Genomic DNA, 17,055 nt, shown 5'->3' with positions numbered 1-17,055 from the left:
CGTTCGCGACTGCGGGGCTCCGCTGCGCTGCACTCCTCACGCTCACCGGTGCCCACCCTTCGTTCGCGACTGCGGGGCTCCGCTGCGCTGCACTCCTCACGCTCACCGGTGCCCACCCTTCGTTCGCGACTGCGGGGCTCCGCTGCGCTGCACTCCTCGCGCTCACCGGGAACCTTCCAGATCGTGGAGCGCGCGTTGGACCGCGCGCAGGTAGTCGGCGTGGCCCACCTCGAACCAGTGCCGGCTGCTGTCCTTGACGGGCCCGGAGTAGCGCTCGCCCGCCTTCGCCGCGACCCGGGCGGCGAAGGCCGCCGCCCGGTCGGGACGGGTCAGGCGCAGCCGCAGCAGCCGGGCGAAGAGCACCGTCTGCCAGTGCGACAGGGGGAAGATGCCCGAGTCCGGCTGCACCAGGCCGGCGACGGCGAGCGTGGGATGGCCCGGGGCGAAGGCGTTGAGCCAGAGCGTGGGCCGACCCGTCCCCGCGTCGTCGCCGAGCACCTTGGGATCGAGGAACTCGAACCGCGGCAGGTAGCCGGTGGCGAAGACGACCAGCTCCGGGTCGATCTCCCGGCCGTCGGACAGCTCGACGGCGTACGGGTGGAAGCGGGCGACGTCCGGCACCGGGGCGATCCCGCCGTGGCCCACGTGGTAGACGAGCTGGCTGTTGGCGATCGGGTGCGTCTCGTAGACCCGGTGGTCGGGCTTCGGCAGGCCGAACCGGGTCAGGTCGCCGACGGTCAGCCGCAGCGTCCAGTGGTAGAGCCACTGCCGCACCCGCAACGGCACCCGCAGTGCCAGCAGCGCGTCGTTGACCTGGTCGGCGGGGCGGCCGAGGACGTACTTCGGGGCGTACCAGTAGCCCCGGCGGGTGGAGTGCCAGCAGCGCGACGCCTGCTGGGCGGCCTCGACGGCGATGTCGCAGCCGGTGTTGCCGGCGCCGACGACGAGCACCCGCTTGCCGCGCAGCTGCGCCGGGTCCTTGTAGGACGAGGCGTGCATGACCTCGCCCCGGAACTCCTCCAGCCCCTCGTAGCGGGGCAGCTTCGGCGACCAGTTGTGCCCGTTGGCGACGACCACCGCCGCGTAGCGGGAGGTGCGTTCCGGGCCGTAGCCGCCGGTGCTGCGGGTGGTCACGTCCCAGCGGTCGCCGTCGACCGGCTCCACCCGGACCACCTCGGTGCCGAACCAGACGTGCGCGCGCAGGTCAAAGTGGTCGGCGTAGCGCTCCAGGTAGGACAGGAAGCGGCTGTGGTGCGGGTAGTCCGGCCAGTCGTCCGGCATCGGGAAGTCGGGGAACTGGGTGAAGGGCCGCGACGAGATCAGGTGCGTGCTCGCGTAGACCGGGCTGCGGTCGTGCCGCCAGTTCCAGGCCCCGCCGACGCCGGTCTCCCGCTCGTAGCAGTCGACGCCGAACCCGTGCTCCTTGAGGTTCTTGATGGCGGCGAGCCCGCTGGCCCCGGCGCCGATCACGCAGACCGTGTCGCCCCGGTCGGAGACCGGCCTGCCGTCGCGGGTCAGGGCGAGCGTGCTCGCCTCCGGGTCGGGCCGGCCGTGGTCGGTGGAGGTGGGCACCGGAGATCTCCTTTTGTGCGGCACGAGTGCCGGGTCGCGCAGAATCCTTCCCACATCCGGCCGGGATGTCCAGCCCCTGACGGGCCGTAGGGTCAGTCGTCCCCGGGCAGCAGCAGGTCGACCAGGACCGGGAAGTGGTCACTGGCCCGGCGGGTCTGCGGGGTGTCGACCACGTCGTAGTCGACCACCGTGATCCGCGGGTCGACGAAGAGGGCGTCGATCCGCCGCCGGGGATCCGCGCAGGAGTAGGTGAGCCGGTCCGCCCGGTCCATCACCACGGCGGCGTCGGTCAGCCCCCGCGCGACGGTCGCCCAGGCCGGCCCGTCCGGCCCCTCGTTCAGGTCGGCGGCGGCGATCACCGGCGTGGCGGCGTCGTCCAGGTCGCGCTTGAACAGCGCGGCCTGCCCCGGCCGCTCGGCCGGGTCGGTGGACAGGTGCGACCCGGCCACGGTGAACCGGGCGCCGCCGGCGACCACGCACTCGGCGTACGCGGCGCCGCGCAGGTGCCGACCGGGGGTGAGCGGGAAGCGGCGGCACCGGGTGGCCGACACCCGCACCCGCAGGCTGGTCAGCAGCAGGTTGCCCAGCGCGGGCAGCCCGCCGGCGGCGACCACCAGGCCGAACGACTCGGCCAGCGCGGCCGACTTCTGTCGCCACCGGAACCGGCGCGGCCCCTCCTGCACGACCACCACGTCCGGCCGGGCGGAGCGGACCACCTCCGCCAGCGCGGCGGTGTCGTCGCGCTGGCTGTGGATGTTGTACGACACGACGCGCAGCGGCACGCCCGGGTTCTGCGTCACGGCGCCGCCTCAGATCCGGCGGGCCAGGTCGGCGGCGCCGATCACGCCGGCGGTGTTGCCCAGCTCGGCCGGGCGGATCTCGGCCACCGGCAGCCGGCTGCGCTGGGCGAGGGCGTCGGTGAACGACCGGCGGGTCGGGCCGAGCAGCAGGTCGCCGGCGTCGATCACGCCGCCGCCGACGACGAGGACCTGCGGGTCGAGGATCTGCGCCATGTCGGCGAGGCTGGTGCCGAGCCATCGCCCGACCTGCGCGAACGCCTCGGTGGAGACCGGGTCGCCGGCCTGTGCCGCGGCGGTGACCATCGGACCGGTGACCGCCTCGGCGTCGCCGCCGGCCAGCTCCAGCAGGGCGGCGGCGCGGTGCGGCTCCTGCCGGGCGGCGGCGCGCGCGAACCGCACCAGGGCGCTGCCGCTGGCGTACTGCTCGATGCAGCCGAGCCGGCCGCAGCCGCACTGGTGGCCGTCGGGCACGGTGAGCATGTGGCCCAGCTCGGCGGCGATGCCGTTGGCGCCGCGCAGGAGCTCCCCGCCGAGCACGATGCCGCCGCCGACGCCGGTGCCGATGGTGAACATGACCATCGAGTCGTCGGCGTCGCGGGCCGCGCCGTAGCGGAACTCCGCCCAGGCCGCCACGTTGGCGTCGTTCTCCACGATCACCGGCAGGCCGGTCGCGGCGCTGACGTACTCCCGCAGCGGCTCGTCGCGCCAGGCCAGGTTCGGGGCGAAGAGCACGGTCGAGCGGGTCGCGTCGATCCAGCCGGCCGCGCCGATGCCGACCGCCTCGACCGACCGCCCGACGGCCAGTTCGTTGACCAGTTCGATGATGACGTCGCGGGTCTTGGCGACGTCGTCGGCGGGGGTGTCCCGTCGGGCCTGCACGAGGACCGCGCCGGTGGCGTCCACGACACCACCGGCCACCTTCGTGCCACCGACGTCGACTCCGATGGTCAGCGTCACCGCTGCCACTCCCCTCTGCTGTGCTGCCCCGCGCCCGCGCCGCCGGACGGCCGGCGCGTGGTCGGGATGTGCGATGGTCAGGCCCCGTCGCCTGGTGGCTGCTCGCCCACGTCGCCGGGTGCCCGCGTCGCGGGCACCACGGGACGGTCGGCGGACGTCCGTACGGTCGCCGCGGCGGCCGGCCCGGCTGCGTCGGCGGGCGGTGCGGCGGCCGGGGCGGCCACGTCCTCCGCCCGGGTGGCGGCGGACCAGACGTCCCGCTCCGCTGCCGGCTGAGAATCATGCCCGCTACGGGTGGCCTCGCGCCACACGTGGTCGTCCGCGCCACCCGCCCGGCCGGTCGAGGCGGCGGGCTCGGCGGCGGACCCGGCCGGCCCGGTGGCGGACCCGGCCGGCCCGGTGGCGGACCCGGCCGGCCCGGTGGCGGACCCGGCCGGCCCGGTGGCGGACCCGGCGGTGGGCTCGGGCGGGGCGAAGGCGCGCAGCAGGCTGGCCACTCCGGCGGCGAGATCGCCGGCGCCGGTGGCGAGACGCTCGGCGAACTCGGGACTCGGGTCGCGCAGCGCCGCGATGCCGCGACAGACCGGGCAGACGCAGCACTCGGGCGCGCCGGTGGCGAAACCGCCCGCGGACGCCCCGGTCGACCCGCCAGCCCCGGCGCTGTGACCGAGGACACCCGAGACGATCTCACCGAGCGGGCCCCAGGGACCGTTCGCGCCGCCGGCCGTGGCGAGCCGGGCGCCGGCCAGCAGCGTGGCGACCAGCCGTTCCGCCTCTTCCCGGGCCGAACCCGGATCCGTCGCACCCATGGTCGGCTCCTCTACCGTGCCGCCGGACGCGTCACTGCGCCGCACCGGGTTCTTCTACCCGGCGCTTGAGCTGCTTCAACGCGGTATCCATGATCATTTTCTCGGCCTTGCGGCGGAACATGCCCAGCATCCCCACCGACAGCTCGACCTCCAGGGTGTAGGTCACCGTGGTCGTGCCGTCCGGGTTGCCCACCAGGTCGTACGAGCCACGCTGCGACCTCTGCATCTTCGACGGGGCCACCAGGTGCCACTCGACGCGGGAGAGGTCCTCGGCGTACTCGTAGGCCAGCACGTACTCGTCGGCCATCACGCCGGCGTCGATGACGAAGCGGACCTGACTGGCGTAGCCGTCCTCGTACTCCTCGATCACCTCCACCCGCCGCACCGCTTCGGTCCATTCCGGGTAGCTCGGGAAGTCGCAGATGACCGCCGCCACCCGTTCCGGTGGCGCGCCGACGACGATCGACTGGGTGGAGGTGTCCGCCATGGGGGGAGGCTACCCGGCGCCGACCGCCGCCACGCCGCGCCGCCCCCGCACGCGTGGCGGGGGCGCGGCCGGCCGCGCCGGGAGCCCGGGGGCGACCTGCCTTTTCAGCCTGGTCGCCGGGGCGGGTAGGTTTCGACAGAGCCGACCCGTGGTGGCGGCCGGCACGGCCAGTGAGCACGAGGGAGTGCAGGTGCGCGAGTTCTCCGTTCCGCCGATCGTCACCGTCGGCGACGCGGCCAACCTCACCGACCCGGTCTGGGACAACGCCGAGGTCGCCCCGGACGACGTCCAGTTCGTCCGCCCCGGCGGCACGGCGACGGGCGGCGGTGGGACGTGGGTCGACGTCACCTGCCGGCAGTTCCGCGACGAGGTGGTCGCGACGGCCCGGGGCCTCGTCGCCGCCGGCATCCAGCCCGGCGACCGGGTCGGCCTGATGAGCCGCACCCGCTACGAGTGGACCCTGCTGGACTACGCGATCTGGGCGGCCGGCGCGGTCACCGTGCCGATCTACGAGACCTCCAGCGCCGAGCAGGCCGCGTGGATCCTGGCGGACTCCGGCGCGGTGGCCTGCGTGGTGGAGAGCAACGCCCACGCCACGCTCGTCGCCGGCGTACGCGACCGGCTGCCGGAGCTGCGGCAGGTCTGGCAGCTCGACCTCGGCGGGGTGGACGACCTGGTCCGGGCCGGCGGGACGGTCGACCCGACGGAGGTCGACCGGCGGCGCGCCGCCGTGGGGGCCGACGACCTCGCCACCATCATCTACACCAGCGGCACCACCGGCCGCCCGAAGGGCTGCGCGCTCACCCACCGGAACATGTACGCCGACATCGCCAACGCGGTGCCCGTGCTGCCGAACCTCTTCCGCCCCGGCGCGTCGACCCTGCTGTTCCTCCCGCTGGCGCACGCCTTCGCCCGGCTGATCCAGATCGGCGTCGTCCAGGCGCGGGCCACCATGCGGCACTGCTCGGACACCAAGAACCTGGTCGCCGAGCTGCAGGACTTCCGGCCCACCTTCGTGCTCTCGGTGCCCCGGGTGTTCGAGAAGGTCTACAACGGGGCCAAGCAGAAGGCCGAGGCCGAGGGCAAGGGCAGGATCTTCGCCCGGGCCGAGCAGGTCGCCATCGCGTACAGCGAGGCGCTGGAGACCTCCGGCGGGCCCGGCCTGGCGCTGCGCGCGCAGCACGCGCTCTTCGACAAGCTGGTCTACCGCAAGCTGCGGGCGGCCCTGGGCGGCCGGTGCCGGGACGCCATCTCCGGCGGCGCCCCGCTCGGCGCGCGGCTGGGTCACTTCTTCCGCGGCATCGGCGTCAGCGTCTGCGAGGGGTACGGCCTGACCGAGACCTCCCCCGCCGCCGCCGCGAACCTGCCCGACGCCACCCGGATCGGCTCGGTCGGCCGGCCGCTGCCGGGCGTGACGATCCGGATCGACGACGACGGCGAGATCCTGATCTCCGGCGACCTCGTCTTCCGGGGCTACTGGCGCAACGAGGAGGCCACCGCCGAGGTGCTCACCCCGGACGGCTGGTTCCGCAGCGGCGACCTCGGCGCGCTCGACGACGACGGCTTCCTGACCATCACGGGCCGGAAGAAGGAGATCATCGTGACGGCCGGCGGCAAGAACGTCGCCCCGGCCGTGCTGGAGGACCAGGTCCGGGCCCATCCGCTGGTCAGCCAGTGCGTGGTGGTCGGCGACCGGCAGCCGTTCATCGCCGCGCTCGTCACCCTCGACGAGGAGGCGCTGCCGCGCTGGCTGGCCTCCGCCGGCCTGCCGGCGGACACGCCGGTCGAGAAGCTGCACGACCACGAGGGCCTGCGGGCGGAGATCCAGGGCGCGATCGACGCCGCCAACCAGGCGGTCTCCAAGGCCGAGGCGATCAAGGTGTTCCGGATCCTGCCCCGCGACTTCACCGAGGCGACCGGCGAGCTGACCCCGTCGCTCAAGGTCAAGCGCCAGATCGTGCACAAGTCGTACGCGGCGGAGATCGCCGACATCTACCGGGGCTGACTACCATCCGTCACGTGCCCGCCTCGACGCCCACCCGGCCCCACCCGCATCCCCTCGCCGCCACGGCGCGCGTGGTCCTGCTGGCGCTGGTCGCGGTCCTGATCCTGTTCGTCACGCGCGACCCCGCCCAGCTCTGGTGGGTCGCGCTGCTCGCCGCCGCCGGGCTGCCCGCGCTGCTGGCACCCGAGCACCGGCTGGTCGGCCCGCTGAGCCGGGTGGCCGAGGTGGTGGTGCTGGGGCTGGCCGCGAGCCAGGTCGCCGCCGTGGCGACCGTCGGCGGGGAGACCGGCGGGGTGGGCGCCTCCGCGGTGCTGCCCTACCTGGCGGTGCCGGTCACCGTGACCGCGCTGCGCCGCCGGTTCGCCGAGGGGGCCGCCCTGCTGGCGGTCACCGCGGCCACCCTGCTGGTGGCCGGCGCGCTCACCGGGGCCGACGGCGGCCGGCAGCTCGCCCAGCTCGGCTACCTGGCGGTCTGCGCCCAGTGGCTGATCCTGGCCGGGCTCGGCCTCTACACGGCCAGCACGCTGCACCGGGTGATGCGGGTCCGCGACGAGGGCAAGCCCCAGCCGTACGCGGAGGCGACCCGGCTGCTCACCCAGCTGCGCACGGTGGCCCGGCAGCTGCCCGGGGCGACCCTCGACCCGGGCGGCATCGCCGAGCACCTGCTGGAGGAGCTGCGCACCGTGGCCCGGGCCGACCGGGCGGCCGTGCTGTCGGCCAGCGGCGGCGGGCGGCTCGTGGTGCTCGCCCAGGTGGGCGTGGACCGGGTCGACTGGGAGACGACGCTGGACGCGGACTCGGCGATCGCCGACGCCTGGGCCAGCCAGCAGCCGCAGACCGCCGCCCGCTCGCAGGCCCGGTCGCACCGCGGCGGCGAGGTCTCCGCGCTGATCGTGCCGCTGGTTGCCGGGGTGCGTACGGTGGGTCTCGTGGTGCTGGAGGCGGACGCCGCGCAGGCGTACCCGGCCGGGGTGGTGTCCCGGGTGACCGGGCTGACCCGACCGGCCGCGCTGCGGCTGGAGGCGGCGCTGCTCTTCGACGAGGTCCGCTCGCTGGCCACCAACGAGGAGCGGCAGCGGCTGGCCCGGGAGATCCACGACGGGGTGGCGCAGGAGCTGGTGATGGTCGGCTACGGCATCGACAACGCCCTGGCCTACGTCGACGAGGACCCGAAGGAGACCGCCGAGGCGCTGCGCACGCTGCGCGGCGAGGTGACCCGGGTGATCACCGAGCTGCGGCTGAGCCTCTTCGAGCTGCGCAGCGAGGTCGACCGGCACGGTGGCCTCGCCGCCGCCATCGCCGAGTACGCCCGCACGGTCGGCGCCTCCGGCGGGCTGCGGGTGCACCTGTCCCTGGACGAGTCGACCGCCCGGCTGCCCGCCGCCACCGAGGCGGAGCTGCTGCGCATCGCCCAGGAGGCGGTCACCAACGCGCGCAAGCACGCCGGGGCCTCGAATCTCTGGGTCACCTGCGAGGTCGACCCACCGTACGCGCAGATCGAAGTGTCGGATGACGGTCAGGGGATCGCTGACCAGCGTTCCGACGGGCACTACGGCCTTGCGATCATGGCCGAGAGGGCGGAACGTATCCGGGGCCGGTTGGAGATCAGGCCGCGCCAACCGAGCGGCACGACCGTCGCGGTGGTGCTCGGCTCCTCGCCCCGGCGCGATAACGTGCGCGGTAGCGCAGCGGCAGCAGAAGGGGAGTAACCCGAGGATGACCACAAGTCCGACACCGGCCACCCGTACCAAGGTCCTCCTTGTCGACGATCACGACCTGATCCGCAAGGGCCTGCGGCACGCGTTCGAGCGTGACCGCCAGTTCGAGGTCGTCGGCGAGGCCGCCACGGCGGCGGAGGGTGTGCGCCAGGCCGGTGCGCTGCAGCCGGATGTGGTGATCATGGATCTGCGGCTGCCCGACGGCAGCGGCCTCGAGGCCACCCGGGCGCTGCGCAAGTCGAGCGCCTCGATGGGCATCGTCGTGCTCACCATGTACGCCGGCGACGACCAGCTCTTCGGCGCCCTGGAGGCCGGGGCGAGCGCCTTCGTGCCCAAGACCGCGCCGGCCGACGAGGTCGTCGCCGCCGCCCGGCACGCCGCCTCCTCCCCCAGCGCCTTCACCGCCGCCGACCTGGCCGAGGCCATGAAGCGCCGGCTGGCCCCGTCCGGGCCGCAGCTCTCCCCCCGGGAGGGCCAGGTGCTGCGGCTGCTCGCCGACGGGATGAGCGTGGCGGGCATCGCCAAGCAGCTCTTCGTCAGCGAGTCCACCGCCAAGACCCACATCTCGAAGCTCTACGAGAAGCTGGGCGCGGCCAACCGGGCGCAGGCGCTGATGACCGCGCTGCGGCTCGGCCTGCTCGAGGCCCCGGACGCGCCGAAGTTCTGACCGCCCGACCCGACCGACGGGTCCGCGCCCGGCCGACGCCGGCGCGGGCCCGTCGTCGTATCGACCGGCGTCGTGGCGGGTTGCGGGCGGCGCGCTATGGTCTCCCCGGCGGCGAACCGGCAGAATACCGGCGCGGGCGACGGCGTCCGCACCGCCCGACATCGAGGGGTGAGCGCATGCAGCGGCCGGACTGGGCACCCGACGAGATCGACATCGAGCGCCCCAGCGTGGCCCGCATGTACGACTACTATCTCGGCGGCTCGCACAACTTCGCGGTGGACCGGGCGGCGGCCCAGGCGATGGTGGCCGCCGTGCCCGAGGCGCCCCTGATGGCCCAGGCCAACCGGGCCTTCCTCCGCCGGGCGGTGCAGTTCCTGCTCGACGCCGGCGTCCGGCAGTTCCTGGACATCGGCTCCGGCATCCCGACCGTCGGCAACGTGCACGAGATCGCCCAGCGCGACGCGCCCGACGCCCGCGTGGTCTACGTCGACGTGGACCCGGTGGCGGTGGCGCACAGCCGGGAGATCCTCCTCGGCAACGACCGCGCGGCGGCGGTCCAGGAGGACCTGCGCCACCCCGAGCGCATCGTGGCCCACCCCGACGTCCGTCGGCTGCTCGACTTCGACCAGCCGATCGCCGTGATGATCGTCGCGGTGCTGCACTTCGTGTCCGACGACGACCGGCCCGCCGAGCTGCTGCGGACGCTGCGCGAGGCGCTCGCGCCGGGCAGCTACCTGGTGCTGTCGCAGACCAGCGCCGACGGGCGCGGCGACGACGAGCGGGCCGAGGCCGAGCGGGTCTACCGGCGCACCGACAGTCCGCTGTGGCTCCGCAGCCGGAGCGAGCTGACCGCCCTCTTCGACGGCTTCGAACTGGTCGATCCCGGCGTGGTCTGGGTGCCGCAGTGGCGACCCGAGACCGCCGACAGCGCCGAGGACGCGGAGCGGGCGGCCTTCATCGGCGGCGTCGGGCGGCTCGGTGGGTGAGCCGCCCGGGGCGACGGCCACCGCCCCGCCCGACGCGACCGCCGCGGGCCCGTCCCGCCCCGGCGTCTTCGCCCGGGCCTGGGCGAAGGCCGTCTCCGGCACCAGCTACCTGCCGATGACCCAGGCCCAGTTGGAGGCGCTGCTGCAACGCCTCACCGACCAGCTCGCCGCCGCGCTGCTGTCCGAGCCGTTCGACCTGCGGGTCGGGCACCGGGTCGCCACGGAGCTGGTGGCCGCGCACGTCGCGTCGCCCGAGGCGCTGGGGCGTACGGTCGAGGTCGTCCAGCTCCGGCTGGCCCGCGACCTGGGGCTGGTCGGCGAGGAGGTCGGGGACCGCCTGGCGCGGCTGCTTGCCGCCGTGGCCACCGGATACTCCCGCGCGCTGCGGGACCGGACGCTGGACGAGCAGGAGTCCATCCGGCGGGCCGCGATGACCGCGCGGGCGCAGGCGGAGCGGGCGCTGCGCGCCAGCGAGGCCCGCTTCCGCCACCAGGCGACCCACGACCCGCTGACCGACCTGCCCAACCGCGCCCTGTTCACCCAGCGGCTCAGCGCCGCGGTGGACTCGCCGGGCCGGGGCGCGGAGCGCGTCGGCGTCTGCTTCCTGGACCTGGACCGGTTCAAGGTGGTCAACGACTCGCACGGGCACCAGGTCGGCGACGGCCTGCTGGTCACCGTGGCCGACCGGCTCCGCGCCGCCCTCGACGGGCACCTGGTCGCCCGGCTCGGCGGGGACGAGTTCGTCGTCCTGGTCGAGGGCACCACCGGCACCGCCGACGTCGTCGCGGTGGCGGAGGCGGCGCTGGCCGCGGTGCGCGAACCGGCGCTGGTGGACGGGCACGAGCTGTGCGTGTCGGCGAGCATCGGCATCGTGGAGCGGCGGGTCGCCGGCACCTCCCCCGGCGACCTGATGCGGGCGGCCGACAGCACCCTGCACTGGGCGAAGGCCGCCGGCGGCGCGCGCTGGGCGCTCTACGACGCCGACCGCGACCGCCGGGAGCTGGCCCGCTACGCGCTCTCGGCGGCCATCCCGGCCGCCCTGGAGCGGGGTGAGTTCTACCTCGACTACCAGCCGCTGACGTCGCTGCGCGACGGCCGGGTGGTCGGCGTGGAGGCGCTGGTGCGCTGGCGCCATCCGGAGCTGGGCGTCCTGCGGCCGGACAGCTTCATCGGCCTCGCCGAGGAGACCGGGCTGATCGTCCCGCTCGGCGGGTGGGTGCTGGCCGAGGCGTGCCGGCAGGCGGGAAGCTGGTCCGCCGCGGCCGGGGCGGCCCCGTTCGTGAGCGTCAACCTGGCCGTGCGGCAGGTCCGCCGCCCCGGCCTGGTCCAGGAGGTCCGCGGGCTGCTGCGGCGCACCGGCCTGCCGCCGGAGCGACTCCAGCTGGAGATCACCGAGAGCACCATGATGAGCACGGCCGAGGAGCCCGTCCGGGCGCTGCGGACGCTGGCCGACCTCGGCGTGCGGATCGCGATCGACGACTTCGGCACCGGCTACTGCAACCTGGCGTACCTGCGGGACCTGCCGGTGACGGAGCTGAAGGTGGCGGGGCAGTTCGTGGCCGGGCTGCGGGCGCCGGAGAGCCGGGCCGACGAGCGGATCCTCGCCTCGCTCGTGTCGCTGGCGCACGCGCTGGACCTGACCGTCACCGCCGAGGGCGTGGAGACCGCCGGGCAGGCCGACCGGCTGCGGGCGATCGGCTGCGACGCCGCCCAGGGCTGGCACTTCGGCCGCCCGGACTCCGCCGAGCGCCTCCTGGCCCGCCTGGGCTGACCGCGCGCCGGCCGGCCCGGGCTACCTGCGCCGGCTGCGCAGGATGACGATGGTGACCAGCGCCAACCCGACGAGCACGAAGAACCCGGCCATGACCGGGCCGGGGAGCGGCGTCTTCGCGGCCAGCAGATCCATCTCGCTCCCATCGTCGTCGATGCGTTCGAGACGCCATGGTGCCCCGGACGCCGACCACGCAAACGCCGGCAGGTGACGACGGTGGCCGCCGGCCAGGGTTCGCCGCGCCCGGTGCATCAGGGGCCGCCGCCCCGAGGCCGCCGCACCCGCCGCCGCCGGCCCCGAGCCCGCCGCCCCGCCGCCCGGCGCCTCCGGGGCCGCCGGCCCCGAGCCCGCCGCACCCGCCGCCCGGCGCCTCCGGCCCCGAGGCCGCCGCACCCCGCCGCACCCGCCGCCCGGCGCCTCAGCCGGCGAGCAGGGCGGCCATCCGCTGCGCCTGCGCCTCCCAGCGCCACTCCCGCTCCACCCAGGCGCGACCGGCCGCGCCGAACTGGCGGGCCAGGTCCCGGTCGGCGAGCAGCGTGGCCACCCGGTCGGCGAGCTGGGCGACGTCGCGGCCCCGGACCACGAACCCGGTCTCGCCCTCGCGGACGGCGTCCGGCGCCCCGCCCGAGTCGCCGGCCACCACCGGCAGGCCGGTCGCGGAGGCCTCCAGGTAGACGATCCCGAGGCCCTCGACGTCCAGGCCCCGGTTGCGGGTGCGGCAGGGCATCGCGTAGACGTCGCCGGCGGCGTAGTGGGCCGGCAGCTCGGCCGACGGCACCGAGCCGGTGAAGACGACGTCCCGCTCGACGCCCGCCTGCCGGGCCAGCTTCTCCAGCGTGGCCCGGTAGGGCCCGCCCCCGACCACCAGCAGCGCGGCGTCGGGCACCCGCCGCCGGATCGCGGGCATCGCCCGGATCAGCATGTCCTGCCCCTTGCGCGGCACGAGCCGGGACACGCACACCACCACCGGGCGGTCGGCCAGCCCGAGCCGGAGCCGGACCGCCTGGCCGTCGACCGACGGATGGTAGGCGTCCACGTCGACGCCGGGCGCGAGCCGGTGCAGCTCGGTCACCCCGTGCAGCGCCCGCTCCAGCCGCACCCGGGTGTACTCGCCCAGGTAGGTGGTCACGTCCACGCCGCGCCCGATCCGGCGCAACGCGGCCCGCGCGCCCGGCAGCGCGGCCCAGCCGACCTCGTGCCCGTGGGTCTGCGCCACCGCCCGGCGGACGCCGGCCCGGCGGCGCAGGCCGGCGGCGAGCAGCCCGAGGGGGGCCGCCGCGCCGAACCACACCGTGTCGCAGTCGTAGGCCCGGGCCAGCCGGGCCGCCCGCCGCGCCACCAGCGGGGTGGGCAGCAGCACCCTGGTGCGTTCCCGGACCACCTCGAACGGCTGGTCGGCGTCGAACTTCTCCGCGCCGCGCCAGGTCGAGGCGTAGACGACCACCGAGCCGGCGGGCTGGCGCACCGCGAGGTTGTGCACGAAGGACTGGATGCCGCCCGGGCGGGGCGGGAAGTCGTTGGTGATCAGCAACGTACGGCTCATCGGCCGGCCTCCCTGGCGTGGGCGCGGGCGGCGGCCATCCGCTCGACCGTGGACGGGTGCGTGGCGGAGTAGAGGTATTCCCAACGCGGCGGGTCAGGGTCGGCGAGGTTGATCCCGGCGAGCCGGCGCTGCATCGCCTCGAAGGCGGCCGGGTCGCCGGTGAGCGCCAGCGCGTGCGCGTCGGCGCGTGCCTCCACCCGCCGGGACATCAGGGCCTGCGCCGGTGCGGACACCAGCCCCGCGACCGTCACCAGGGCGATCAGGAGGGGGAACGCGCGCGGCTGGGCGACCGAGTCGACGCCGGCCAGCCGCAGCAACGGGCCGGAGGAGCCGAGCAGGTAGAGCGCGACCACCGCGGCGGCGGCGCCCAACGCTCCCGTCAGGGTGCCGACGGCCACGTCGCGGTCCTTGGCGTGCCCCAGCTCGTGCGCCACGACGGCGGTCACCTCGGCCGGCGTGGCCTCGCGCAGCAGCGTGTCGTAGACGACCACCCGCCGGGTCGGCCCGAGCCCGGAGACGTACGCGTTCACCGCCCGGGTGCGCCGCGACGCGTCGGCGACCAGCACGTCGCGCACCGGCACGCCGTCGCGGGCCGCCATCTCCACGAGCTGGGTGCGCAGCGGGCCCTGCTCCATCGGGGTGAACCTGTTGAACACCGGCTCCACCAGCACGGGCAGCACGAACGAGAGCAGCACCACCAGGGTCGCCGCGCCGGCCGCGCCGAACGCCCACCACCAGCGCGGCGACAGCCGGATCACGGTGTAGAAGCCCAGCAGCGCCACCGCTCCGATGACGGCGCTGACCGCGTACGACTTGAGCAGGTCGACCGTCCAGCCGCTCCAGCCGTTGGTGCTCAGCCCGTAGCGGGTGAGCACGCCCTGGCGCCAGGCGGCGAACGGGAGGGTGACCAGGTCGGCGACGAGCACCACCGCGAGCCCGCCGACCACGGCCTGGGCGGCCCAGTGACCGCCGAACGGCCGACCGGCCAGCTCCACGAGCCGGCCGCCCAGCGGGGTCAGGCCGAGCGCCAGGGCGACCAGCAGGCCGACGACGATCGCGGCCCACCCGGCGGGGCGCAGCGCCGAGCGGAACTCCCGGCTGCGGGCCACCTGGTCGGCGGGGAGGTCGCCCAGCGCGGCCAGCTGGTCGGCCCGGGGCGCGGGCGGGCGCTGCCACGGGATCAGCACCGCGGCGGCCACCACCAGGGCCACGGCCAGGCCGGCCAGGGTCAGCACCGCCCAGCCGCGCGGGCTCACCGGAGCCCTCCCGGCGCCGGACGCCGGCCCGCCGGGCGGGACCGTCCGAGGCCCGCCGACCGCGACCGCCGTGGGTCCGCCGGCGGCACCGTCCGGGCCCGTCGGGGGCCCGCGACGCCGCCGATCGCGCCGGGGCTGCCGCCACCGCGCCGTGCCCGCGTCATGCGCCGCTCCCTCCCGCCGTGAGCGCCCATCCTATTGCCCGCGTCGACGGCGCCCGCCCGGGCCGGACCGACCGCCGGACCGGGCCGACCGCTGGGCCGGACCGACCGCCGGACCGACCGCCGAGGCGAACCGACGCCGGGCCGAACCGACGCCGGGCCGACTGCCGCGCCGGACCGACCGCCGGGCCGGACCGACTGCCGCGCCGGACCGACCGCCACGCCGGACCGACCGCCGGGCCCGACTGCCGCGCCGGACCGACTGCTGGGCCGGCTGTTGGGCCGGCCGGCGTCAGGCCACGCGGCGGCCGGCGGAACGGGGGCGGCCGGCCGGGCGCCGGGGCTCGGGAAGCACCTCCACCTCGAACCCGGCCCGGGCGAACACCTCGATCGCCCGGACCTCGGCGCCACCCAGCCCGTCGGCCGGGGACGCGTCGAACAGGGCGGTCACCAGGCAGTCGGCGCAGCCGTCGCCCCGCACCCCGCACCCGTCGCAGTCGATGAGCATCTCGCCTCCTGATGCGCAGCGGCGGCGGGCGGGACAGTGGCGTCACCGCCCGACCACCGTAGGTCATCCCGACGCTACGGGAGGGGTACGACAGAAACGGACAACCGACCCCGGAGCCCCCCGAATACGATCAAGCGGGCCGGCCGAACGGTCCGGCGACGCCCCGGAGCGAGCCGGGAACGGCGACACCGGGCACGGACGGAACAGCGAGCCGCCTCCCGGTCGGTGGGCGACGCCGGCTCCGGCACGTCGGCAGGGCGGCGCGGGACGGTCAGGAGCGGGCCAGGCGGCGCAGCAGCGAGTCGGCGCCGAGCGGGTACGCCCCGTGCCGGCGCACCCCGTCGGCGACCTCCCGGTCGGAGGAGACGACCACCACCGGCCGCCCCGGCGGCTCGGCGCGGACCAGGCGCCTGATCAGCTCGTCGGCGGTCTCGCCCTTGCGGGAGAACAGCACCCGGACCCCGCGCGGCGACGGCGGCAGCCCGTGCACCCGTTCGGCGCCGTCGAATACCACGGTGACCTCGTCGCCGGTCTGCGCGGCGATCCCGCCCAGGCCGGTGATCAGCCGCTTGCGCTGCTGCTCCAGCGACATCTCGCCGAAGCCGCGCTTGGTGACGTTGTAGCCGTCGACGACGAGGTGTGCCCGGGGCAGCGCCAGCAACTGGTCGAGCCGGGCCGGGTCGTCGGTGTCGCGGGCGCGGGTGGCGGCACCGGCCGCCGGCGTGGTGGGCTGCTCGGCGAAGGCGTCGGCGACGAAGTCGGCGGGCAGCTTGTCGACCGGGTCGAGCGCCAGCTCGCGGCGCAGCCCGACGGCCGCCTGCCCGATGGTCTCCAGCAGCAGCCACAGCCGGGCGTCGTCGACGGAGCGGGCCTCCTTGGCGGTGGCGCGGGCGACCCCCGCCGCCGCCTCGGACTCGGCCAGCCGGGCGCGGACCCGGCGCAGCTCCGCGTCGGCGTCGGCCGCGGCGCGGGCGGCGCGGCCCCGCTCGGTGGCCAGCAGCTCCGCGGCCCTGCGCTCGCGGGCCTGCGTCTCCCGCAGCGACCGGCCCAGCTGCCGGGCCTCCTCGCGCAGCTGACCGAGCTCCTCGCGGACCCGGGCCAGCTCGTCGCGGAGCTTCTCCGCCTCCACCCGGGCCACCGCCCGGTCGTGCTCGGCGCGGGTGGCCCGCTGCTCGGCCTCGCGGACCAGCTCCGCGACGACCGCGCTGTCGGCCTCCGCGCGGACCGCCGCGCCGCTGGCCTCGATGAGCTCCCGCCAGCCCCGGGGGCGGGCCAGGTAGGCCAGTGCGGCCACCTCGACCGGGTCGGCGGCGGCGGGTGCGGTGCCCTCGAGCACCGCCGCGCCGAGATCCCCGGTGTCGGCGAGCACCCGGGCGGTGATCCGCTGCCGGAACAGCGGGTCGCCGGTGAGCTGGGCGGCGATCGCCGGGGCGCCGAGCCGGGCGCGGCGGTTGGGGGCGAACTTGGCGACCCGGCGCAGCGGCACCGGAACCTCGTCGGCGGGCAGCCCGGGCAGCACGGCGGCGGTGAGCGCCACGATGCGCTGGCGGACCGGCTCGGGCAGGACGGGCTCCGGCTCGGGAGCGGCCCCCTCGCCGGCGGCGTCCTCGGTGACGTCGCCGTCTCCGTCGCGCGCGGCGTCGACCGACTCCTCCTGCGGGAGACCGTCGTCGTGCGGCTCGGTGAGGGGCATGTGGCAAGTCTCCCACCGCGACCGGGCCCACCGCCCGGTGAGTGAGCCGATCTCTCATCCTAGACCGATGGCGACGCCTGGTGCCGTTGGGACGGGAGTGTCGGACCGTGGCGCTAGCGTGC

Annotated in this window: 14 protein-coding genes; 5 read left to right on the top strand and 9 right to left on the bottom strand. The window is 76.0% G+C overall.

Annotated elements, in window-relative coordinates; genetic code table 11:
- Positions 1–162 precede the first annotated feature (162 nt).
- The 5 genes from ACWENR_RS02855 to ACWENR_RS02835 all read right to left on the bottom strand — a co-directional run bounded on the left by ACWENR_RS02855 (position 163) and on the right by ACWENR_RS02835 (position 4,625).
- Entirely contained in the window at positions 163–1,572 is a 1,410-nt protein-coding gene (locus tag ACWENR_RS02855) for a flavin-containing monooxygenase (protein ID WP_452275359.1), read from the bottom strand.
- Positions 1,573–1,664: 92 nt separating this feature from the next.
- A complete protein-coding gene (locus tag ACWENR_RS02850) occupies positions 1,665–2,372 on the bottom strand; it encodes an endonuclease/exonuclease/phosphatase family protein (RefSeq protein WP_452275358.1) in 708 nt (235 codons plus the stop codon).
- A gap of 9 nt (positions 2,373–2,381) precedes the next feature.
- Positions 2,382–3,329 carry an ROK family glucokinase gene (locus ACWENR_RS02845; RefSeq protein ID WP_452275357.1) on the bottom strand — a complete coding sequence of 316 codons (948 nt, stop codon included), beginning with the start codon at positions 3,327–3,329 and terminating at the stop codon, positions 2,382–2,384.
- A 77-nt stretch (positions 3,330–3,406) separates the two neighbouring features.
- A complete protein-coding gene (locus ACWENR_RS02840) occupies positions 3,407–4,138 on the bottom strand; it encodes a hypothetical protein (protein WP_452275356.1) in 732 nt (243 codons plus the stop codon).
- Positions 4,139–4,169: 31 nt separating this feature from the next.
- The gene (locus ACWENR_RS02835) at positions 4,170–4,625 is read right to left on the bottom strand and encodes an SRPBCC family protein (protein WP_452275355.1); all 456 of its coding nucleotides are present in this window, start codon (positions 4,623–4,625) and stop codon (positions 4,170–4,172) included.
- Between the two features lie 190 nt (positions 4,626–4,815).
- Here ACWENR_RS02835 and ACWENR_RS02830 point away from each other — a divergent pair, with 190 nt between their 5' ends.
- The 5 genes from ACWENR_RS02830 (at position 4,816) to ACWENR_RS02810 (ending at position 11,772) form a co-directional block, all read left to right on the top strand.
- Positions 4,816–6,630 (top strand): AMP-dependent synthetase/ligase, encoded by a 1,815-nt coding sequence (locus ACWENR_RS02830; protein WP_452275354.1) that lies wholly within the window; start codon positions 4,816–4,818, stop codon positions 6,628–6,630.
- Positions 6,631–6,644: 14 nt separating this feature from the next.
- The gene (locus ACWENR_RS02825) at positions 6,645–8,339 is read left to right on the top strand and encodes a sensor histidine kinase (RefSeq protein ID WP_452275353.1); all 1,695 of its coding nucleotides are present in this window, start codon (positions 6,645–6,647) and stop codon (positions 8,337–8,339) included.
- Positions 8,340–8,346: 7 nt separating this feature from the next.
- On the top strand, positions 8,347–9,015 hold the full coding sequence (locus ACWENR_RS02820; protein WP_007072219.1) for a response regulator transcription factor: 669 nt from the start codon (positions 8,347–8,349) through the stop codon (positions 9,013–9,015).
- Between the two features lie 176 nt (positions 9,016–9,191).
- Positions 9,192–10,001: an SAM-dependent methyltransferase gene (locus ACWENR_RS02815; RefSeq protein ID WP_452275352.1), complete on the top strand. Its 810-nt coding sequence runs from the start codon at positions 9,192–9,194 to the stop codon at positions 9,999–10,001.
- Positions 10,002–10,116: 115 nt separating this feature from the next.
- Positions 10,117–11,772: a putative bifunctional diguanylate cyclase/phosphodiesterase gene (locus ACWENR_RS02810; protein WP_452275381.1), complete on the top strand. Its 1,656-nt coding sequence runs from the start codon at positions 10,117–10,119 to the stop codon at positions 11,770–11,772.
- Between the two features lie 418 nt (positions 11,773–12,190).
- Here ACWENR_RS02810 and ACWENR_RS02805 read toward each other — a convergent pair whose 3' ends face one another.
- The 4 genes from ACWENR_RS02805 to ACWENR_RS02790 all read right to left on the bottom strand — a co-directional run bounded on the left by ACWENR_RS02805 (position 12,191) and on the right by ACWENR_RS02790 (position 16,933).
- On the bottom strand, positions 12,191–13,315 hold the full coding sequence (locus ACWENR_RS02805) for a glycosyltransferase family 4 protein (protein WP_452275351.1): 1,125 nt from the start codon (positions 13,313–13,315) through the stop codon (positions 12,191–12,193).
- Positions 13,312–14,571, bottom strand: a complete 1,260-nt coding sequence (locus ACWENR_RS02800) for a M48 family metallopeptidase (RefSeq protein ID WP_452275350.1) — start codon at positions 14,569–14,571, stop codon at positions 13,312–13,314. Before ACWENR_RS02800 ends, ACWENR_RS02805 begins: the two co-directional genes overlap by 4 nt.
- Positions 14,572–15,024: 453 nt before the next feature.
- A complete protein-coding gene (locus ACWENR_RS02795; RefSeq protein ID WP_452275349.1) occupies positions 15,025–15,240 on the bottom strand; it encodes a hypothetical protein in 216 nt (71 codons plus the stop codon).
- 271 nt (positions 15,241–15,511) lie between these two features.
- Entirely contained in the window at positions 15,512–16,933 is a 1,422-nt protein-coding gene (locus ACWENR_RS02790; protein ID WP_452275348.1) for an NYN domain-containing protein, read from the bottom strand.
- Positions 16,934–17,055 lie beyond the last annotated feature (122 nt).

This window comes from Micromonospora sp. NPDC004336 (genome assembly GCF_053602615.1).
Note: the sequence above shows the minus strand (reverse complement) of the source record. Positions and strands in the feature narration are given on the sequence as shown.